Source organism: Psychrobacter namhaensis (assembly GCF_016107545.1).
GTDB classification, from domain to species: Bacteria; Pseudomonadota; Gammaproteobacteria; order Pseudomonadales; family Moraxellaceae; genus Psychrobacter; species Psychrobacter namhaensis.
In genome coordinates this window covers 1-21287 of the sequence record NZ_JABASS010000001.1, presented here as the reverse complement: position 1 = coordinate 21287, position 21287 = coordinate 1, and the positions used below count along the sequence as shown (strand labels likewise).

Here is a 21287-nt window from a genome sequence, read left to right as displayed (position 1 = left end):
GATACTGGTTACTCAGGCTCTTCAGATTTATAAGAAGTGGGCAAAAAATAGCTTTTTGGCAAAATGCCTTTAATAACCGCTTGCACAGGACTCGGTAACTGCCCAATTGTAGCCGCATCTACCCCCATGTCTTGTAAGTGCGGCTGTACATGGCTGGTAAATAATGCCTCGCCCTCATACTGAGCAATTAACTTAAGACATTTAGCATGGAGTACATGCACAATGATCCAAAAATTCTTAAACGTTGGATTGCGTGTTTGTTTATTGTAGTAACGATAATAAATTTGCTGAACGATACCTGCTAAACGAAACAGACCAAACACTTCATAAAAGGTCCAGTTGTCTATCTCTAATCCTGTTTGCTCAAGATAATAAGCTACTACTTCATCACGAGTCATCATACCGTCTAAATGGGTGGGCTGGCGACGCGACTGCTGCATGACAATATTGTCATCTGCTTCAATCCAGTAAGCCAATGCACTGCCCAAATCCATCAAAGGATCACCTAGTGTTGCCATCTCCCAATCAAGGACCCCGATGACTTTAGTCGGATCATCAGCATCTAAGATCACATTGTCAAAGCGCCAATCATTATGAATGAGGCAAGTTTTGCTATCAGCTGGGGTGTGCTTACCAAGCCACTGTCTGACCAAAGCAAAACTTGGAACGTTAGGCGTTTTCGCTTTGACATACCGCTTATCCCAGCCACTAACCTGACGCTCGCAGTAACCCTCACCGCGTCCAAGATTTACTAAATCAGGATGTGCCTTATAATCCACTTGATGCAATTCAACCAAAGCATCAATAACATTGGTGCAAAGCACGCGAGTTTGTTCAGGATCCAGATCGATCCCCTTTGGTAAATTGGCACGAGGGATGATACCTTCCATCCGCTCCATAACATAAAAATCAGCACCGATCACGTCTTCATCAGTACATAATGCAACCATCTTAGGCACATAAGGATAAGCATCTTTTAGTGCGTTTTGAACCGTATATTCGCGTACCATGTCATGGGCAGATTTGGCTTTGGTGCCTTTTGGTGGTCGACGTAATATTAAATCTTGATCTTTATTGTCACCCTCATACTGCAAACGATACGTCCAGTTTGATGCGCCCCCTGAAAACTGAGTGACGATCGGCTCCCCTATTACCTCAACATTTTGATTGCGCAGCCATTCACTGACAGCTTTGGCATCCAGCTCTTCGCCCTCACGAACGGCACCGCCTTTATCCAGTACTTTATTATTGGCCTGAGTGCCTTTGGTGCCAGTGTTTTTGGCATGAGTGTCAGTTGCCATAAGACATTCCTTATCATGTGGTCATTTATTTTTCTAACGTCGTTTAGGGATGAAAAATTCACTACTGGATCATTAATAGTGAATGCTTCATTGGCCTTATTTGTCTCTCAACTCCGATAATACTTAAGCGGTGACATTATGAATGATCCTCACAACCAGTCATCGAAGGTAGTAATCATTGAAATTAAGACTTTTCAGATTTCGACGAGCGGCTAAAACCTTGACGCTTTAATTCTAACTTAGCAATCATGGTTTTATGCACCTCATCAGGACCATCGGCCAAGCGGAGCGCTCGTGCTTGCGCAAAGAAGTTTGGCAACATGGTGTCTTGACACACGCCCATACCACCATGAATCTGTATCGCCATATCCACCACTTCTTGCAACACGGTTGGTGCAACGACTTTAATGGCAGAGATTTCAGTGAGTGCCGCTTTTGTGCCTTGCGCATCCATTTTTTGTGCCGCATACAAGGTAAGCAGACGTGCTTGATCAATCTTGATACGAGCATCGCTGATGCGCTCAAAGTTACCGCCCAATTGTAATAACGGCTTTCCGAAAGCCGTACGCTCCATACCGCGTTTAACGGCCAGCTCTAGCGATTTTTCGGCCGCACCAATACAACGCATGCAATGATGTATACGTCCTGGCCCTAGGCGACCTTGCGCAATCTCAAACCCCATACCCGGCCCACCGATAAAGTGGCTGACTGGCACACGTACATTGTCAAAGCTGACTTCGCCATGACCGTGCGGCGCGTCATAATCACCAAATACTTTGAGCATACGCTCGATGTTTACACCGGCTGTTTTTGCTGGTACCAGTACCATCGAATGCTGATGATGGCGGTCTTTATTTTCATCAGGGGTATAGGCCATAACAATCAAAACATCAACAGCAGGATCGCCTAGGCCAGATGACCACCACTTACTGCCGTTGATGACGATCTCATCCCCCTCAACCACGGCAGTCGCTTGCATATTGGTCGCGTCACTTGAGGCCACATCCGGCTCTGTCATACAAAACACAGAGCGTGTCTTACCTTCTAAAATTGGGGTGAGCCACTTGTCTTGCTGCTCTTTTGAGCCATAGCGCCACAAAAGCTCCATATTACCGCTATCAGGGGCATTGCAGTTAAACACATAAGGCGCTAATAAACTGCGACCGGTCAACTCCGCAATAGGGGCATAATCAGTCACTGAAAGTCCAGCGCCTAATGTATCATCAGGCAAAAACAGGTTCCATAAGCCAGCTTCGCGTGCTTGTTTGCGCAAACTCTCGTACTTTTCTGGCCACTGCCAGTTGCGCCAATTACCATCAGGGTTTTGCTCATGACAATCATGCCAAAACTGCGCTTCGATTGGTTCAATATGCGTCTCGATAAACGCTTTGACTTTTGCATGCATGGCTTGACCATGCTCTGTTGCCGTAAACATCAATGTATTGTTAGACATAGGGGACTTCCTTTTCCTTATGGAGTATCTGCATCACGTTTCAATAAATTTTTTGGATATAAGAAGCATATAGTGTACGTACGTATACTGTCTTCTATACGCTACATTTATAACACAGCGATTATGAATAAACAGCAAAAAGGCGCGACCAGTTAGGACACGCCTTTTACAAAATACAAACAATGTACAGAAGTTCATCTAACCACTAAAATATTAGCTATCAGACATCATGATGTTATTTAACATTATTTTAAAATATTTAAGCGGCTGTTTAAGTCAAAACGTGCTAACGCATCTGGCAGTTTATCCACTGCCATGCTAAGGGTCGCCTCTGCTGCTTGCGCAAGTCCGAGCTTCTCTGCTAGCGTCGGCTTTTGGCGTGAATGTAGGGCATACACGTCGCTGTTTTCCATGCGCTCTAAAATATAACTGTCGGAGGTTTGCAAGCTGTCAATCAAGTTAAGCTTTAGCGCATCTTCGCCATACCAGTGCTCACCAGTGGCTACTTTAGCGACCTCTAATGCTGGACGATACGTATTGACAAAGTGTTTAAACAACTCGTGCGTCTGCTCAAGCTCCTCTTGGTACTTAGCACGATCTTCTGCATCGTTTTCGCCAAACACTGTCACCGTACGCTTATAGTCACCCGCGGTAAACATCTCATAATCTACGTCATGGTTTTTAAGCCACTTATGAAAGTTAGGCAGTTGTGATACCACACCGATTGAGCCGATAATGGCGAAAGGTGCGGCAATGATATTGTCTGCGACACACGCCATCATATAACCACCGCTTGCCGCCACCTTATCCACGCATACCGTGAGTTTGAGATCAGCGTCTTTTAGACGGGCCAATTGCGCCGCTGCTAATCCATAACCATGCACCAAACCGCCCCCTGATTCTAGGCGCACGATGACTTCATCGCCTTTATTTGCTGTGCTAATAAGCGTGCTGATTTCTTCACGTAAATGCTTGACCGCAGTCGCTTTGATATCACCATCAAAATCTAAAACGAATACTTGTGATTTATTATCAGCATCTTTCTTTTTATTTTTGCTTTTTAGCGCTTTCTTGGCTTTTTTGGCCATTACTTTTTTAAATTGTTTGAGGGCAGCTTTGCCTTGGGTCGCTTCCATTAAATCTTCACGGCGCTGCTTTTGCACTTCATTAAGATGAAGAACCTTTAGTTCAACAGGATTTTTGGGCGGATGAAATAGCATAATTACAAGTCCTCAAGTCAGTAGATATATCAATATGGCTGTTTTTATTAGCGTGCGGTTGATATGAGCACGCTTGACAGTATTTTCAAGCATACTGACCACATTTAACTCAATATATAGTCGGTAAAAAATAAAATGGACACGTCAATCTTGATGAGCGGCTGAAATAAATGTTGCACAGCCTCTGTCAGCGTAGACACAGCACGCAACTGACCTTTATTTCAGCAGCTATGTATCATTGGTATGGTAAATGACCTCTCAGCACTGTTAAATCAATACAGCTGATACTTGAGCATGACTGCGCTTGGATTAAAATCCGCTGGTTGTATAACAAAGGGAGATTAGGCATAATATGCGTTTATATCAAATTTTCTGCAGCCAACGTGATGACCCTATGTCTTAATCGCGTTGTTTGTGTGTTTTTTTTGCAAAAAGCTTGAAACCCACAGCAATGGCTGCATTATTGTACTTCGAATTGGGCTGATAACTGGATAATTATATTATGACGCATAGCGAATACCGAGACGAATATTGCGGAGCCGTAACCGAAAGCTTACTTGAACAAACCATTAGTATCGTAGGCTGGGTACATCGTCGTCGCGATCACGGTGGAGTGATTTTCTTAGACATGCGTGACCGCGCAGGTATCTTGCAGGTAGTTGTCGATCCTGATACACCAGAAGCGTTCGCCACTGCTGACGCCGTACGTCCTGAATACGTACTAAAGATAACTGGTCGCGTACGCCGCCGTTATGAAGGTACTGAAAACAATAACATGACCAGCGGCCAAATTGAGCTATTGGGCAAAGAAATTGAAGTATTGGCCAAATCTGAGACACCGCCATTCCCATTGAATGACGAAAAAACCTCGGTATCAGAAGACTTGCGCCTCAAATATCGCTACCTCGATATGCGCCGTCCCCAAATGCAAGAGCGTATGGTGTTCCGTGCCAAAGCAACCTCAGCGATTCGTCGTTACTTAGACGATCATGGCTTCTTGGACGTTGAGACCCCTATTTTGACTCGTGCAACGCCAGAAGGTGCGCGTGACTATCTTGTGCCATCACGTACCCGCCCTGGTAACTTTTTTGCGTTACCGCAATCACCACAGCTGTTTAAGCAGTTGCTTATGGTGTCAGGTTTTGACCGTTATTATCAAATCGCTAAATGCTTCCGTGATGAAGACTTACGTGCCGACCGTCAGCCTGAATTTACTCAGGTCGATATCGAGACGTCTTTCTTGAACGAAGAAGAAATCATGAACATCAACGAAGGTCTTATTAAGCATTTATTTAAGACTATGATGGATGTTGAGTTTGAGCAGTTCCCGCGTATGACTTATGCTGAAGCGATGCGTGACTATGCGTCAGACAAGCCTGATTTGCGTATCCCACTAAAACTGGTTGACGTTGCCGACTTGATGAAAGACGTGGACTTCAAAGTATTTGCCGGTCCTGCGAACGATCCTAAAGGTCGCGTGGCAGCCCTACGTATCCCTGGTGGCGCCTCATTAAGCCGTAAGCAAATCGATGCTTATACTAAGTTTGTGGGTATCTATGGCGCACGCGGTTTGGCTTATATTAAAGTCAATGACGCAAGCTTGATCAACAACGGTGTGGATCAAGAATCTGGCCTACAGTCTCCAATTATCAAAAACATGACTGACGATGTACTGGTCAGCCTGATCGAGCGTACTGCTGCAGAAGATGGCGATATTATCTTCTTTGGTGCTGATAAAGCCAGCGTTGTGAACGATGCGATCGGTGCACTACGCCAAAAAATCGGTCTAGACTTGGAAATGATTACCTGTGAGTGGGCGCCGCTTTGGGTAACAGACTTCCCAATGTTTGAGCAGACTGACGATGGTCGTTGGACGTCCATGCATCATCCGTTCACTAAGCCTAAAGGTTCAGTTGAAGAGCTAAAAAACAACCCAGAATCTGCCCTATCTATCGCTTATGATATGGTGTTAAACGGTACTGAGATTGGCGGTGGTAGCTTACGTATCAATACCTATGATATGCAGCAAGCCGTACTTGATGCGCTAGGTATCGGCGAGCAAGAAGCTGAAGATAAATTTGGTTTCTTACTTGATGCCCTAAAATTTGGTGCACCGCCGCATGGTGGCTTGGCCTTTGGTTTAGATCGCCTGATTATGCTCATGGTAGGCGCGGACTCTATTCGTGACGTCATTGCATTCCCGAAAACCAAAACTGCTGAGTGCCCACTAACTCAGGCACCTGCTGAAGTCGATAGTAAGCAGTTACGTGATCTTGGCATTCGTGTGCGTGAAAAAGCACAAGCTGATACCAACAAATCTGCTCAATAAAACGCTTGATGATGCTTAGTTGCTATCTACACAGCTTGTTATGTGATTCATTGCCATGCGAGTGGTTATGAATCCGTACCATATTTTCAAAATCGTGCCATTGTCTGTGTTGCAGATACTGGCACGTTTTGCTGCTTGGGTGATTGTCAAACTACCCAACTTAAGTATTAGGCGTACCATTCGTATTAATATGGCGCTGATTGCTCCCGCCTTATCTGATCTTCAGAAAAAATCGTTAACCAAAGATATTGTCTACCATCAATGCTTGACTAGCATTGAGTCTATCAAAAGCTGGGCGATGCCGCCTGAATGGAGCATCAATCAGATCCGTGACGTCCATCATCAAGATATTTTATTAGAAGGCCTTGCCAATCCCAACGGCATGCTCGCCATCGTACCGCATCTTGGTACGTGGGAGATGATGAACGCGTGGCTCAATCAGTTTGGCTCACCAACCATTATGTATAAGCCAGTTGACGGCAAATACGCGAATGAGTTTATCCTTCAGGGGCGTGCGCGTCTGAATGCGACACTAGTACCTACTGATGGTAGTGGGGTGAAAGCGGTGTTTAAAACCCTTAAGCAGGGTGGTTTTAGTATTGTGCTACCTGATCATGTTCCTGATCCTTCAGGTGGTGTGATTGTGCCTTTTTTTGGTGTTAACACCTTAACCAGCACCCTCGCCTCCAAACTGGCCAGTAAGACCAAATGTGCACTGGTCGGTCTGTCTTGTATTCGCCGTGAGGACGGGCGCGGTTTCGATATTTATTGCTATAAGCTTGACGATCCAGCACTTTATGATCGCGATGCAAAAACAGCGGCTCATGCGCTTAATTTGGCCATGCAGCGTATGATCGAAGATAAATATAGCCATTATATGTGGGGCTATCGTCGTTTTAAACGTATCCCAAATTTAGGCAATCCTTATAATGCGGATAAAGCAGCTTTAAAAGCCTTTATTCAAGCTCACTACTCTACAGATTTTGAACGTACTGATAATGACGTTAATGATAACGCTAAGCTCGATAATCATAAATAATAACCGTACTATCGTTTAACTATTTAAACGTAGCATTAGAAACAATGTGCTAATATTGGCTGAATTTTACCTCATACCATTTTTAACATTGATCATTCACTTACCTCAATATGAGTGCATTATGACATCTGACGTAACTAAGACCCAACCTCTAAACCCAACGCCAGCCAACGCAAATGCCGCTGAACAGCGTTATATTATTTGTATGAAATGGGGCGATAAATATGGTCCTGAGTACGTCAATCGCTTGTATAACATGGTCAGCCGCCATCTGACTTTAGATTTTCAAATGGTCTGCCTCACTGATGACAGTACTGGCATTGACCCTGCTATTGCCTGTTATCCTATTCCTGAAATGGATCTACCCGCCGGCCCTGAACGTGGCTGGAAAAAGCTGACCACCTTTAAGCCTGAGCTTTACGACCTAAAAGGAGTGGCGTTATTTTTAGATATTGATATTGTGATTGTCGATAATATCGATGCTTTTTTTACTTATAAAGCTGCCCATGAAGACAGTGTGGTGATTATCCGTGACTGGAAAAAGCCTTGGCGGATGATTGGTAACAGCTCTGTGTATCGCTTTAACATCGGTATGAATACCTACCCTGATTTGTTAGCAAATTTTGAGCGTAACTTTGATACCATTCGCCAGCAAGTTCGCCACGAACAAGCCTACCTGTCAAACTATTTGCGTGAACACCACCATCTGGAGTATTGGGACAAGACATGGTGCGTGAGTTTTAAATATCAATGCATCGCACCCATCCCATTTAACTTTGTACGAACACCGACCCTACCAGACGGCGCAAAAATCGTTATTTTTCATGGTGAGATCAATCCACCAGATGCTATCAAAGGTGGCGGCGGCAAATGGTACCGTCATGTGAAACCAAGCCCATGGCTAAAAGAGCACTGGCAGTAAGCACATGGGAAATATCATGAAACAACCTGACGGAAAAGCACTAGACGTGGTCATTGCCTGGGTAGATGGCGACGACCCTCGCCTTAAACAAAAAAGAGAAGCTTATAAATCGGGAAAATCAGTGGCTTCAGAGGCAGTAATGGCCACACGTTTCGCTAGTGACGATGAGATCTATTATAATATTGCGTCTATCATCAAATACGTGCCTTTTTGCCGTCATATCTATGTTGTCACGGACCAACAACGGCCAGCCTTCATCGATGAATTTGCTAAGAAAAATATTTGTTCAGCCGATAAAATACGCATCATCGATCATAAAGACATATTTTCTGGGTATGAGCAGTACTTACCGACGTTTAATACCCGATCGATCGAGACAATGATATGGAATATCGAAGGACTGTCTGACCACTTTATCTATATGAACGATGATTTCTTTTTTAATCAACCAGTGACGATCAATGATTTTTTGGACAATGAAAAGCTTATCATTCATGGGCATTGGCGCAAAAATGCTGCTTTGAATGCCAAGCTCAATGTTCGCAAATCTCGCTTTAAATTATTTGGGACACCAGTACAGCCAAGCCACACCGTAGCGCAGATGTTAAGTGCGAAAGTGCTGGGTATGGATCGATTTTTTGAGATACATCATTACCCCCATATTATCGATAAAAATATTTTAAAAAACCATTTACTCAGTAATCCTGACTTTTTGATAGAACAGATTAAATATAAATTTAGAAACGTCGCCCAAGTAAACCCTGTCACCTTGATGAACCATCTAAAAATCAAAAAAGACGAGGCAGAACTAAAGCCAAATATACCTGTCAACTATTTAAAAAACAAAAGTAGCGTAGAAGATTTTATAGTTACTTTGGAGAATGAAACTGTTAAATACGGCTGTATTCAAAGCTTAGACCTTCTTGAGCCAGACCTACAGAAAAAAGTCAGCCAAGCCATGACTCATAAGTTCTCAGCTTATTTGCCACGCTCAGTAGTAAAAAACAGCAGTGAATGACCCTAAATTGCCGCTTTGGCTTTAGCCTCAGCTTGTGTTGATCTTAGAACTATAATGAGTTCAGTATAAAAGCGATACAGTGGGACTGGATGAATTTTTTGCAGCCTCTGTCTGCGCAGGCACAGCACGCCAGAAAAATTTATACCAGTTCCACGTTAGAATATGATGTCTCTGTTTTATTTAGAATTGACTATATTTAGTACTGGATTAAATCATTCATAGCGTAAACTTAAAAATCATGTGGATTCATTATGAAAATAGCAGTAGTAGGGACAGGCTACGTAGGCTTATCAAATGCAGTGTTGTTGGCACAGCACAATGAAGTCGTCGCTGTCGATGTCCTCCCTGAAAAAATAGCGTTGTTAAATGCGAAGCAATCTCCTATTGAAGATGAAGATATTGACGAGTTTTTATCGCATAAAAACCTCAATTTTTCTGCAACGCTTGATGCTGCCGCAGCCTATCAAGATGCCGATTTTATCATCATAGCAACGCCAACTGATTATGATACCAAGACCAACTATTTCAACACGTCAACGGTAGAATCGGTGATTGAACAAGTGCTGTTGGTGAACCAACAGGCGACTATTGTTATAAAGTCTACTGTTCCTGTCGGATACACGGTCACGGTCAGAGAACGGTATGCGACTGATCGTATTATGTTTTCGCCTGAGTTTTTACGAGAAGGCAAAGCCCTGCATGACAACCTTTACCCCTCCCGAATCATCGTTGGTGAACAGTCTGAACGTGCTGAAGTATTTGCCAACTTGTTGCTTGAAGGCGCAGTTAAAAAAGACGTGCCCTTATTATTTGTGCGCCCAACTGAAGCTGAAGCGATTAAATTGTTTTCCAATACTTATTTAGCCATGCGCGTGGCTTATTTTAATGAGCTTGACACTTATGCTCAGATGTTTGGTCTCGACACCAAACAGATTATAGAAGGCATTGGTTTGGATCCACGTATTGGCAATCATTATAACAATCCGTCATTTGGTTATGGCGGATATTGCCTTCCTAAAGACACCAAGCAATTATTGGCAAATTATGATGAGGTGCCAAGCAACCTTATCAGAGCTATTGTCGATTCTAATAGAACACGCAAAGACTTTATTGCTGATAAAATTATCGAAAGGCAGCCAAAAATTGTGGGTATACATCGACTGGTCATGAAAAGTGGCTCAGACAACTTTAGAGCCTCTGCCATACAAGGGATTATGAAGCGCATTAAGGCCAAAGGTATCGAAGTTGTGGTGTATGAACCTGTGCTAAAAGAAGATGACTTCTTTAACTCACGAGTTATTCAAGACATAGAGACGTTTAAATCAATGAGTGATGTCATTGTCGCAAACCGCCTATCTGATGATATAAAAGATGTGGCCGACAAAGTGTTTACTCGAGATCTCTTTGGGAGCGACTGATGGAAATTTTAGTCACTGGCGCTGCAGGCTTTATAGGCTTTCACTTGATCAAAGCACTGTTAGACACCAACTCACCCAATAAAGACTATCATATCGTTGGTATTGATAATATCAACGACTATTACGATGTTGGTCTAAAAGAAGAGCGTTTACAGATATTAAGTAAGATATCAGCACCAGAAAATTTTACTTTCATGAAATTAGACCTTGCTGATCGCACAGCAATGTCCAATCTCTTCTCCACCTATCAATTTGATACCGTGATTAATTTGGGTGCTCAAGCAGGCGTACGCTACTCTATCGAAAATCCAAATGCCTATATTGACTCGAACGTGGTTGGCTTTGTTAACGTATTAGAGGGCTGTCGTCACCACGATATCAAGCACTTGATCTATGCCAGCTCTAGCTCTGTCTATGGCATGAATATTAAACAGCCATTTACCACTGCTGATTGTGTTGATTTTCCTATCAGCCTATATGCGGCCACCAAAAAATCCAATGAGCTTATGGCCCACAGCTATAGTCATTTGTATAATATCCCGACGACAGGATTGCGATTTTTTACTGTTTACGGTCCTTACGGCCGACCTGATATGGCATATTTTTCTTTTACCAAAAAGATTTTAGCTGGAGAGCCCATCAATGTATTTAATAATGGTGAGATGCAGCGTGATTTTACCTATATTGATGATATCGTTAAAGGTATCGTTAGAATAATAGACAAACCTCCCTTACCCCAAAATTCTACTATTACTACAGCGTCTGCCCCCTATAAGATTTACAATATTGGCAATAACCAGCCCGTCACGTTGCGCCGCTTTATCACTGCCATCGAAGACGCGTGTGGTAAAAAAGCTCAGGAAAACCTACTACCGATGCAAGCAGGCGACGTGCCGATTACTTATGCAGATATAGATGAATTGATAGATGATACTGGCTTTAAGCCTGAAACCAGTATCGAAGAGGGTATTGAGAGATTTGTGGATTGGTATAGAGAATATTATTCAGTTTAAATAAGAACAAAAAATCTCCAACTCCTATAATTCAAGCGTTTGATCTTTAATATCGCTATATTTGCTCAAAGGATTCTAAACATATGACTACATCTTCAAATTGGCAAAGAAAATTGCTGTTAGTATTCCGAAGCGAAAAAAGATTGAATGCGGGTAAAATTATCAAAAATTATGATGGTAAAAGCTTTGATGAGATGAAAGCAACAATTATTACTGAGTCAATGTGTGATATTGAGGCACTAACAGATGAGCGCAAAAGCAAAGATTTAGAAAATCATTTGAATAATTTGAAATACCAATCACTAGGGGAATCTGAGCTCTGCTTTTATCACAATACACTTCTTATATTGATGCGTCGTAAATATAAAATAGATAAAACATTTTCTGAATTTGAGAGATTATGGGAAGCAGAGAGCGACTATTTGTTAAAGCATCTTTCGTTGCGCTGGATAGTCTCAGCCTGCGATACTTTTATTGACCACTCAAATAATACTCTTAGAGCTGCTATTCTAATGAATGTCATTACTCTAATGAATACCTTAAGAACCTATGAAACCAAAAACTTTCTGCAGCTACCTATTAATACCGAACATACATCATTATTGGCTGAAAAAATCGAACTACTTTATGCTAGCGACTTACCCTTGTACGATGGTCTTACCTACTTCCGTGTCGGCGGAGATGATAGCTTAAGAAATATGCGTAAACGTTATAAAACATTCTATAAAACTGATAGATTGGCCACTACTATATTACTAACCGTATTTGAAAAGATACAACATCATAATACCGCTTTCAATGCCCTCAGATCATTACATAAAGACGATTGGTCTAAATGGTGGGACGAATAGAGTTTAATAATCTTTCTCTTATTTGTGACTGTCCATAAACTCAAGATATTTTTTGGCTACTTTTATCGGAAGAAGACTATCATCAAAATCAGATTTAAATTGATTTGGATCTTTCATCGCTTGACTCAACTTTTCTTTAATTGAATGAATATCATCTGTCAACATCAAGTTTTTTGCAGGTAACATTTCGCCAGGACCAGACTGACAGTCAGTACTGATGACTGGAATCCCAATGGCTAAGGCTTCTGCAATAACTAAAGGGAACCCCTCTCTATTGGATGTCAATATTTCAAAACTTGCATTTTTCACATAAGGGAAGGCATTGTCATGAAAACCCACCAATATCGCTTTACCTTCTAGACCGAGCTCAATAATTAATGCCTCTATTTCACGTTTGAGCTTACCCTTCCCTAAAATCAGTAACTGTAGAGACATATCTGTTTGAGCATATGCTTTTAATAAAATATCGTGCCGCTTTGCTTCTTTGAAACTACCAATATGCACAATATAATTTTGATAGTCAGGAACAAATGCTTCAGCCATTTTCTCAATGGCAACTTTATCTATAGGGTTATTGATAGTTGTTATAGGAGTGATATCACCAAGATAATTTATGAGATCCTCCTGAACGCCTTTACTCACACATATACAAGGGTGTTTAGAATACCTATTAATCAACTTTTGCTTTAATTTATGAGACTCGCTGGTTTGGTTAGCTTGATGGCTTAACGACAATGTAGTATGAATGACATACATAATATTAGGCATCTCACTGTTGCTCATAATACTATCAGCCCGATCAAGATTAGATAATATGATATCAGGGCTGCCTATTTCTTTTAAAATATACTTATCTACTGCATGAGCAAAAATTTTATCGCGACGTTGTGAACCTGGTATTAGCTTATAAGGTTTGAATTTAAGTATATGGTAATTTAGATTTGAATTTAGATCGTACTCAATCAGAGGTTTGAATCTTAAAACATGTACTTCATAACCTAATTCATGGAATCCCTGTCCTAGCGTAAGTACAACACGTTCGGCACCGCCACCTTGTAAGCAATTAATAACGAGTAACGCTATTTTTTTATGCTGATTCATATAACACGACCTATAAATAAATTATTGCACATTCTTTAGAAAAAATTACAACTGTATTATAGAAACTATTAGCGCTTGAACAGCCTTGCAAACAGAGATTTAGAAGACGTTGGACGGGTAACTTGATTACCAACATAGCCTTTTTGAGTTTTTTTTGGAAAGGTACCAAAAGGATCTATTCGATAATTCTCTAGTTGATAGCCATTAGTCAAAGCTTCATTATAATAGTTATCAAATAATTCAACTAAATCTTGTCTAGGGTGTGGTAAAACCTCTCCATCGAACCAATGCGTTGAACCTTCTGCTTCAAGCCGTTTCAATGAGTACTTGTGACTAAACTGCGTACCCATATCAGAATAATGTAAAACTTTAATATCTTCTATCGGTAAACTCTCTCCATCAATACAATTATAGCTGTCATTGAAGGGTGCTAAAAGTCGTGGGTTCTTTTTTATCATTTCCATTATTCTTTTATGACTATCAGCGTCCTCCATGATTTTCTCAACTGAAGGAAGACTATTTTTAGCACGACTGCAATCCCATACACAGGTACACATACGAGTCTTTTTAGAAACTTTCTTAGCCGCTACTATAGACTTCCCATCAATTGGATGATTCCACAATTTTAACAAATCATCTAAAATAACGACATCTGTATCCATATAAATAGCACGTCCAGAATAATTACAATATTCTGGAATCGCCCAGCGAAACCCTGAGAATGGTGTGTCCCAATTAGTAGTATTCCATCCTTCACCAGTCTCAGGATTAGAATACCAATAGCTATTAGGATCACGCGATAATTGCATCCATACTATTTCAACTGGTACACTGGTATGTTTATGAATACTATAATCTAATACCATCATCTGCTCTAGATCACAGTTATTTGGGTCACAACCGACAAAAACTCTAATAGTATCATTTGTTTTCATAATTATATCCGTTGACTGATGAATGCTCCAAGTCTCATATCTATGACATAAAGCTTTAATACTGATTTTTTAACGTGAAAGTACTCAAATATAGCATTGAGCTTACTCTTTCCAATATTTTTCTATCCACCCTACTGGTAAGATAAAATGACGCAAATGACGTAGTGGTCTCTTTAAATTTTTGGGTTCAGTGAGTCTTTTTAGGTGATCTTTGGCGTTGTTAGCCGCATTTTTGTTGTATCTACCTTCAATAGCATGCGTAGGGTATAAGTCGCCAGGGAAGATAACGATACGGGCACCCTTAGGAATCTTTGGTTCCTTGATATAGTTCAGCGGGAATGGCTGACGGCATTTACGTCTAAAATGTGCTACCCATGCCTTTGGAAACAGCTTAACACCGCCTGGGGCATTCCGAGTGACAAAGCGCTGCTCAAATCGATACTCATCAGCGATACCTTGCGGATCGGCTTTGAATGTCTCTTGTAATGAAACAAGCGATCCTACCTGAAATCTAAAGCAAGAAGTCTGCCCTAAGCGCTCTAAGGGGTTACTCGGGTTATAGGACAAAATAACGTCATCTGGTTCCCCATACTCAAAGAAAGGATCGAGGCTGTCTACTATGATGACATCCAAATCTACAAACAGCACTGTGCCTGTCAAATCACCTAGCTTCTCACCCCATAAACGCGACTTTGGCCATTTACCCAACGTATTGGTCGGCATAGTGACATCTAGCGGTGGCAACTCTTGGCATTCGATTTCTGGGCGTACATCGGTCGTATCATCTGTAAAACAGACAAACCGAAACGGTGGCGTGATGTTACGAGAAACCATGCCGTATAACTTATTGGCATAATCCGCACCATACTTTGTCCCCCATTTAATACAAATAATTTGTTTGACGTTTTTATTATCTGCTGCACTAGAATCTATTAGCATTGGCTGCTCACTTTAATCGTGTGAATAAATATGATGGCTATATTAGCATAAAAAAAAGACTGAACAATTATGTTCAGCCTTTTTAGCCTTGAAAGTAATGGCTTGGTTAGTCAATAAAGCTTAACCAGTCCATATATTTCTCATTGCGACCATGCACCACATCAAAGTAGAGGGTTTGCAATTTTTCAGTCAACGGCCCACGACCACCATTACCGATTATACGATCATCATACTCACGGATAGGCGTGACTTCAGCAGCAGTACCGGTCATAAAGATTTCATCTGCTAAATAAAACTCATCACGAGTGATACGGCGTTCGATAACATTGATACCCAAATCAGCTGCGAACTGAAGGATAGTACGACGAGTGATGCCGTCTAAAGCGCCGCCAGACAAATCTGGGGTGTGTAGCTCACCGTTTTTCACTAAAAATAAGTTCTCGCCAGCACCCTGACAAACAAAGCCTTGTGGATCCATTAAGATCGCTTCATCATAGCCACTACGAGTGACTTCTTGGTTTGCCATGATAGACACAGGGTAGTTACTAGATGCTTTCGCCTTACACATCGTGACGTTTGGCATGTGATGCGTATACGATGAGGTTTTTACTCGGATACCGTTTTTGATACCTTCGTCACCAAGATAAGCGCCCCAATGCCAAGCAGCGACCATCGCATTGATGCTGTTATCACGTGAAGACAGACCCAGTTTTTCTGCACCCACCCAAATCAGCGGTCGGATATAGGCTTCTGCTAAGTTGTTTTGCTTGACCACATCCTTGTGCGCTTGCTCTAGAGTCGCTGCATCAAAGGGTACATTCATTTGAAAAATTTTTGCAGAACCGAGTAGACGCTCGGTGTGTTCTTTTAGGCGAAAAATCGCCGTACGTTTATCGGCAGTTTGGTAAGCACGCACGCCTTCAAACACAGCCATGCCATAATGCAGACTGTGAGTGAGCACATGGACTTTAGCATCTGGCTGTTCAATCATCGTGCCATTCATCCAAAGCTTACCATCTTGTGTTGCCATATTCATTTTATAATCCTTACGTTAGCACTGACGTCTAACTTTTTTAGGTAGGTTGTATTTAACAGTGGGTATCAACATCGTATCATAACACCGCAGCGACAATTTTTATGACTTAAAACTCAACCGATTATATCACTGGCCGTGTTGGCAAATGAAATCTTTTGGTTGGTGGTCACAGGGTTTTTAATTATGATAAAGCATTACAGTTTCAGAGTCTTTTTGAGTATCAGCAAGTTTGATATTATTCTTCAGGGGACTCCACACCCATTAGACGCTGCCACTGTGCTTGTACCAATGCCCGCGTCTCCTGCCATAGCGACTCCTCTACCAGTAATGACTGCTCTGATAGCGCCAACTGGTGGGTCGCAGCACGGATTCTGAGATACGCATCGGTTAAGTCCTGACAGACTTGTTCGTCCCAAATACCAAGTAACGCAACTTCTGCAAAAATACGGACATTGTCACTCCATTTGGTCAAGCTTGGATATTCGTGCGAATACGCCAACACAGCAAACTGTGCCAAAAACTCAATGTCTACAATGCCACCTGCATCTTGCTTAAGATGAAACTTACCAGCTTGTTGTTGCCATTGACTGGTGCCTAGATGTTTTTGCATTTTTATACGCATGCTGGTGATTTCACTACGTACTTGCTCAATCGTACGCGGCAGCGCCAGCACGTCTCGCCGAATGTCACAAAAACGTGCTGTCACACGTCGATCTCCACAAATGGCTCGAGCACGAACCAGCGCTTGATGCTCCCATGACCATGCTTTATCAAGCTGATAAGTCTCAAACGCATCACAAGACACCACCATCATGCCAGCATTACCCGAAGGACGTAGACGCATGTCAATCTCATACACGCGCCCATCTCGAGTTTGCGTATTAAGGTAATTCATCAGCTTTTGCACCAGGCGCGCAGCAAACTTCATTCCACTCACTGATTTTTCCCCAGTGGTCATGCCCTGCTCTTTTATTTTATGTAAAAACACCAAATCTAAGTCTGAAGCGTAAGACAGCTCTAACCCACCAAGTTTGCCATAACCGATGATAGCGAAGCCGCAATCAGCTTCCGTCACCGGATCACCATCCTTACCGATAGGATAACCATAACGTTTGACAATCTCGGCAAACGCGCGCTCCAACGCGGCTTCCAATACAACTGCTGCAATATACGTTAAAGAGTCAGACACCTTCATAATCGGACGCTCGGCTAATACGTCACTGGCGGCAACTGCCAGCACTTGGTTCTTCTTAAACAACCGTAGGACGCTAAGCAGCTCTTCTTCATCATTGGGTTCTACCCGCAATAACTGTTGGCGCAAAATATCACGCAACTCAAGCTTGTCCGGTAAATGACGATAGCGTTGCTGTAAAAAACTGTCTAACAAAACAGGGTACTGAGCCAATTCTTTTGCAATCCAAGGACTGGCCGATAGCATCGGTATTAACTCTATCGTTGCATTGGGGTTTTCTGCAATCATGACCAAGTAGATAGAACGACGGCAAATAGCTTCAAGCAATGCCATGAGACGCGGCAGGGCCGTATTGGCCAGTTGCTGCTGTTCTTGATGCGCCAATAGTGCATGCACAATCACAGGATACGCATCATCCAAACGCTCTCTCGCCTCGTCACTTAAATTGGCGATCATCTTTGATTGCCAAAACTCTTGTAACAGTTCACGGTTTTCTGCGGTGAGCACTTCATTCAACCGTGCTATCTGCGCATCGAGATGTTCGGGCTCAAGATCCACACCTTCCTGATCAGGCACTTGACGTTCAGTGACCATACGCTCAAATGGATCATTGACAGTGTCCCGATGATGATTGAGCCTGCTTAGTAATGCGTCCCAATCGTCAAATCCAAGTGTGAGAGCCAGATTATGTTGCCAATGCGGATCGTGTGGTAAGCGTTGAGTTTGCTGATCGTTAATGGCCTGAATGGCATGCTCAAGCCGACGCAGGAATCGATAAGCGGCTTGTAGTTGCTCAAACGTTGACAGCTCTAAATACCCAAGCTCGCACAATACTTGCATCGATTGCAAACAGGACTTAATTTGTAGCTGTGGATGTCTACCGCCATAGATCAACTGAAAGGCTTGTACGATAAACTCAATGTCTCTAATACCACCGGCACCAAGCTTAATGTTATCCAAGTCTTCTCGCTGAGCAACCTGATTTTGGATAAGCGACTTCATTTCTCTAAGTGCTGAAAAGGCACTGTAGTCCACATAATAACGAAAGACAAATGGCTTGATAAGCGCTTGTAACTCATCATAGAACGGCTGCTCTACCTGCCCCACTACCCGTGCTTTTAGCCAAGCAAAACGCTCCCAGGCGCGGCCGTGCAAAGCAAAATACTTTTGTAACGCTGAAAGATGAATGGCCAAATCGCTACCATCACCCCAAGGACGCAGGCGCATATCGACTCGAAAGACAAAGCCATCGGCCGTCTTATTATCAAGCAATTTGATGATACCTTGACCGAGCCTTGTCATAAAACGCTTGTTGTCTATACTGCGGGTGCCATGGTCTTTATTCCCATTGGTTTCACCGCGTGCTTGATGGACAAAAATGAGATCGATATCACTCGATAAATTCAGCTCTTGAGCGCCAAGCTTACCCATGGCCATGATCGCCATGTCATCAATTTGTACATTACCTTGTGCATTAATAAAAGTCGGTTCACCATACTTTTTAACCAAATGCCGATACGTATAGTCTTTCGCAAACGAGATGCAACCATCGGCAAATTCGGACAGCTCATCGGTCAATTGCTCAAGTGCTATCATCTGTAAGGCGTCTTGCCAAATCCAGCGCATCATCAGTAGCATCCGCAGATGGCGCAGACCGCTCATGACCTTCGCTTCATCAGCGAGTTGATAATTTTCATCCAACGTATAGTCTTGAATCAAATCGTCTATTTGCTGGCGCGTTAGAGTCTGATCTAATGGATAGCTACGTAAAAACGTTTGACATGATACCGTCCGGCTTTCCCAAATCTGATAAGCAAAGGCACTCGCCGTCTGCAGGACATGCAGTTGTTCGGCCGTCGGCTGATAATCGGTACCATGGTTCATACGTGAAGGCATAGCAGGTAACATAGGGACATAAACTCCTTATATAGAGTGATAAGACTACGTGAACCTAGCCTATAAGTTTATTGTTTTTTCTTACGAGGCAGTCACAGTATCAAATAACCGTACGGAATATGTCAATATTTGACACAAAACTATGTTTAATAACCGTGAACCTATTTGCTTTGAACGGCTTTATGTTAGCATAAACAACTTTAGCACAGATGATTGATAAGACCTCCTATGACACCTACTACGCCATTACTCCTATTGACTGCTGATCCTAGTCACCCACTTGCCCATCTGGCATTACGCTATGCTCGCGCTCATTTGCAAAGCACCGCTCATAAAGACAATACCCAAAATAGCACATTAAACGTGTTTTTTTATGGGGATGCTGCTCATATCGCCAATTGTTTACGCTGGCAGTCTGCCGACCAAGTTAACTTAACCAAAGAGTGGCAAAATCTCGCTGAGCAGTACGAGTTGTCACTGCCCGTCTGTGTCAGTACCGCACTCAGTCGCGGTGTCAGCGACACAGATAACAGCACGCGTCATCAACTTGATGGCAATAATCTTGCTAGAGGTTTTGCATTAGTTGGACTTAGTGAGCTTGCCATGATGATGCAAGGCAGTCGTCACTTAATGCAGTTTTAACAGTCTCTCACTGAAATAACGGATCACTTGATTGACATACTCCCACCACTTTCGCCGCGCTCAAATGGGGGATTCTAAAAGCGTTAGCCTTTAGGCGACTTTCTCACGACCGTCGCAAGTTTTCTGTTTCAACGGGCGACCTTTACTGCATCCTCCCTCCGCAGACAACACGGCATGTCCTGCCGATAAAATATTTTTAGCTGCATTAATATCAGCGTTGGCTTTATGACCACATTTGACGCACTCGAATTTTGCTTGAGTTTGTCTATTTTCCTTGGCGATATGCTGACAGTTAGAACAGGTTTGACTGGTGTAGCGTGGGTTTACTTTGATAAGTAAGCCGCCTTGCCACTGCTGCTTGTACTCAAGCATATTGACCATCATACCCCAGCCTTGATCTAAGATAGCTCTGTTTAATCCTGACTTGGCTTTGACCTGACGGCCTTTGTTCTCCATCGACCCACTTGCAGATCTCGACATATTGGCGACTTTTAAATCCTCACAAGCAATCATGGCGTGGTTTTTGCTGATGCTGGTGGTGATTTTATGCAAGTAGTCATGGCGAATATTGGCGATATGATGGTGGAGCTTTTGAATCTTATGCTTTTGCTTTTTCCAGTTTTCACTGAATGTTACTTTTTTTGCCAACCCTCGTTGCAGCTTGGCAAGTTTGAGTTGGTTGGCTTTAAAGCTGTTCTTGGGTTTGATGGTTTCACCGTTTGAGGTGGTGAGTAGTTTGCTGATACCCATGTCCAAGCCAATGGCGCTTGTGGCAGGGTGACGAGGGGTCTGTGCCAGTTCGCGCTCAGTGCCAAACGAGATGTACCAGTGACCTGATTTTTTGCTGATGGTGACGTTTTTAATCGTGCCGATGATGTCTTGCGATTTTCTGAATTTCACCAGACCAATGCCATTCGGGAGTTTGACGCGATTGCCCTCAACACGGCAGTATTTATCAAACTGAACCAAGCGAATGGAGTCA

General features: G+C 42.7%; 17 protein-coding genes. 8 read left to right on the top strand and 9 right to left on the bottom strand.

Going from position 1 to position 21287, the window contains the following annotated elements:
* Positions 1-8: 8 nt before the first annotated feature.
* The 3 genes from JFC06_RS00085 to sohB form a co-directional block, all read right to left on the bottom strand.
* Positions 9-1301 (bottom strand): phosphotransferase family protein, encoded by a 1293-nt coding sequence (locus JFC06_RS00085; protein WP_198333506.1) that lies wholly within the window; start codon positions 1299-1301, stop codon positions 9-11.
* Between the two features lie 184 nt (positions 1302-1485).
* On the bottom strand, positions 1486-2736 hold the full coding sequence (locus tag JFC06_RS00080; RefSeq protein ID WP_226949553.1) for an acyl-CoA dehydrogenase family protein: 1251 nt from the start codon (positions 2734-2736) through the stop codon (positions 1486-1488).
* Between the two features lie 263 nt (positions 2737-2999).
* On the bottom strand, positions 3000-3974 hold the full coding sequence (gene sohB / locus JFC06_RS00075) for a protease SohB (RefSeq protein ID WP_198333505.1): 975 nt from the start codon (positions 3972-3974) through the stop codon (positions 3000-3002).
* A gap of 502 nt (positions 3975-4476) precedes the next feature.
* Between sohB and aspS the strand changes: the two genes are divergently transcribed.
* From aspS to JFC06_RS00040, 7 genes are all read left to right on the top strand, one after another.
* Positions 4477-6303 (top strand): aspartate--tRNA ligase, encoded by a 1827-nt coding sequence (gene aspS / locus JFC06_RS00070; RefSeq protein ID WP_193006638.1) that lies wholly within the window; start codon positions 4477-4479, stop codon positions 6301-6303.
* A 67-nt stretch (positions 6304-6370) separates the two neighbouring features.
* On the top strand, positions 6371-7342 hold the full coding sequence (locus JFC06_RS00065; RefSeq protein ID WP_198333504.1) for a lysophospholipid acyltransferase family protein: 972 nt from the start codon (positions 6371-6373) through the stop codon (positions 7340-7342).
* A gap of 121 nt (positions 7343-7463) precedes the next feature.
* Complete coding sequence (locus JFC06_RS00060; protein WP_198333503.1) at positions 7464-8264, top strand: glycosyltransferase; 801 nt, start codon at positions 7464-7466, stop codon at positions 8262-8264.
* Between the two features lie 16 nt (positions 8265-8280).
* A complete protein-coding gene (locus JFC06_RS00055; protein ID WP_406947927.1) occupies positions 8281-9282 on the top strand; it encodes a Stealth CR1 domain-containing protein in 1002 nt (333 codons plus the stop codon).
* 251 nt (positions 9283-9533) lie between these two features.
* Complete coding sequence (locus tag JFC06_RS00050; protein WP_198333501.1) at positions 9534-10700, top strand: nucleotide sugar dehydrogenase; 1167 nt, start codon at positions 9534-9536, stop codon at positions 10698-10700.
* On the top strand, positions 10700-11713 hold the full coding sequence (locus JFC06_RS00045; protein WP_198333500.1) for an NAD-dependent epimerase: 1014 nt from the start codon (positions 10700-10702) through the stop codon (positions 11711-11713). The genes JFC06_RS00050 and JFC06_RS00045 overlap by 1 nt, the downstream gene beginning before the upstream one ends.
* Before the next feature lie 83 nt (positions 11714-11796).
* The gene (locus JFC06_RS00040; protein ID WP_198333499.1) at positions 11797-12564 is read left to right on the top strand and encodes a hypothetical protein; all 768 of its coding nucleotides are present in this window, start codon (positions 11797-11799) and stop codon (positions 12562-12564) included.
* An 18-nt stretch (positions 12565-12582) separates the two neighbouring features.
* Here JFC06_RS00040 and JFC06_RS00035 read toward each other — a convergent pair whose 3' ends face one another.
* From JFC06_RS00035 to glnE, 5 genes are all read right to left on the bottom strand, one after another.
* A complete protein-coding gene (locus JFC06_RS00035; RefSeq protein ID WP_198333498.1) occupies positions 12583-13665 on the bottom strand; it encodes a glycosyltransferase in 1083 nt (360 codons plus the stop codon).
* Positions 13666-13733: 68 nt separating this feature from the next.
* Complete coding sequence (locus tag JFC06_RS00030; protein WP_198333497.1) at positions 13734-14600, bottom strand: glycosyltransferase; 867 nt, start codon at positions 14598-14600, stop codon at positions 13734-13736.
* A gap of 102 nt (positions 14601-14702) precedes the next feature.
* On the bottom strand, positions 14703-15539 hold the full coding sequence (locus tag JFC06_RS00025) for a glycosyl transferase (RefSeq protein WP_198333496.1): 837 nt from the start codon (positions 15537-15539) through the stop codon (positions 14703-14705).
* Positions 15540-15645: 106 nt separating this feature from the next.
* Entirely contained in the window at positions 15646-16575 is a 930-nt protein-coding gene (locus JFC06_RS00020) for a branched-chain amino acid transaminase (protein ID WP_193006625.1), read from the bottom strand.
* Between the two features lie 235 nt (positions 16576-16810).
* Positions 16811-19675 (bottom strand): bifunctional [glutamate--ammonia ligase]-adenylyl-L-tyrosine phosphorylase/[glutamate--ammonia-ligase] adenylyltransferase, encoded by a 2865-nt coding sequence (glnE, locus tag JFC06_RS00015; RefSeq protein ID WP_406947926.1) that lies wholly within the window; start codon positions 19673-19675, stop codon positions 16811-16813.
* Between the two features lie 216 nt (positions 19676-19891).
* On the opposite strand from glnE, the gene tusD reads away from it, so the two are divergent.
* Complete coding sequence (tusD, locus tag JFC06_RS00010; protein ID WP_198333495.1) at positions 19892-20305, top strand: sulfurtransferase complex subunit TusD; 414 nt, start codon at positions 19892-19894, stop codon at positions 20303-20305.
* Positions 20306-20395: 90 nt separating this feature from the next.
* On the opposite strand, the gene JFC06_RS00005 is transcribed toward tusD, so the two are convergent.
* Positions 20396-21287 (bottom strand): RNA-guided endonuclease InsQ/TnpB family protein (locus JFC06_RS00005; protein ID WP_198333494.1); only part of this gene is annotated, 892 nt, incomplete at its 5' end.

What these genes read in the sequence shown, in the direction of transcription:
- JFC06_RS00085 (WP_198333506.1), bottom strand. Translation starts at nt 1,301, where the DNA reads ATGGCAACTGACACTCATGCCAAAAACACTGGCACCAAAGGCACTCAG.
- JFC06_RS00080 (WP_226949553.1), bottom strand. Translation starts at nt 2,736, where the DNA reads ATGTTTACGGCAACAGAGCATGGTCAAGCCATGCATGCAAAAGTCAAA.
- sohB (WP_198333505.1), bottom strand. Translation starts at nt 3,974, where the DNA reads ATGCTATTTCATCCGCCCAAAAATCCTGTTGAACTAAAGGTTCTTCAT.
- aspS (WP_193006638.1), top strand. Translation starts at nt 4,477, where the DNA reads ATGACGCATAGCGAATACCGAGACGAATATTGCGGAGCCGTAACCGAA.
- JFC06_RS00065 (WP_198333504.1), top strand. Translation starts at nt 6,371, where the DNA reads ATGAATCCGTACCATATTTTCAAAATCGTGCCATTGTCTGTGTTGCAG.
- JFC06_RS00060 (WP_198333503.1), top strand. Translation starts at nt 7,464, where the DNA reads ATGACATCTGACGTAACTAAGACCCAACCTCTAAACCCAACGCCAGCC.
- JFC06_RS00055 (WP_406947927.1), top strand. Translation starts at nt 8,281, where the DNA reads ATGAAACAACCTGACGGAAAAGCACTAGACGTGGTCATTGCCTGGGTA.
- JFC06_RS00050 (WP_198333501.1), top strand. Translation starts at nt 9,534, where the DNA reads ATGAAAATAGCAGTAGTAGGGACAGGCTACGTAGGCTTATCAAATGCA.
- JFC06_RS00045 (WP_198333500.1), top strand. Translation starts at nt 10,700, where the DNA reads ATGGAAATTTTAGTCACTGGCGCTGCAGGCTTTATAGGCTTTCACTTG.
- JFC06_RS00040 (WP_198333499.1), top strand. Translation starts at nt 11,797, where the DNA reads ATGACTACATCTTCAAATTGGCAAAGAAAATTGCTGTTAGTATTCCGA.
- JFC06_RS00035 (WP_198333498.1), bottom strand. Translation starts at nt 13,665, where the DNA reads ATGAATCAGCATAAAAAAATAGCGTTACTCGTTATTAATTGCTTACAA.
- JFC06_RS00030 (WP_198333497.1), bottom strand. Translation starts at nt 14,600, where the DNA reads ATGAAAACAAATGATACTATTAGAGTTTTTGTCGGTTGTGACCCAAAT.
- JFC06_RS00025 (WP_198333496.1), bottom strand. Translation starts at nt 15,539, where the DNA reads ATGCTAATAGATTCTAGTGCAGCAGATAATAAAAACGTCAAACAAATT.
- JFC06_RS00020 (WP_193006625.1), bottom strand. Translation starts at nt 16,575, where the DNA reads ATGAATATGGCAACACAAGATGGTAAGCTTTGGATGAATGGCACGATG.
- glnE (WP_406947926.1), bottom strand. Translation starts at nt 19,675, where the DNA reads ATGTTACCTGCTATGCCTTCACGTATGAACCATGGTACCGATTATCAG.
- tusD (WP_198333495.1), top strand. Translation starts at nt 19,892, where the DNA reads ATGACACCTACTACGCCATTACTCCTATTGACTGCTGATCCTAGTCAC.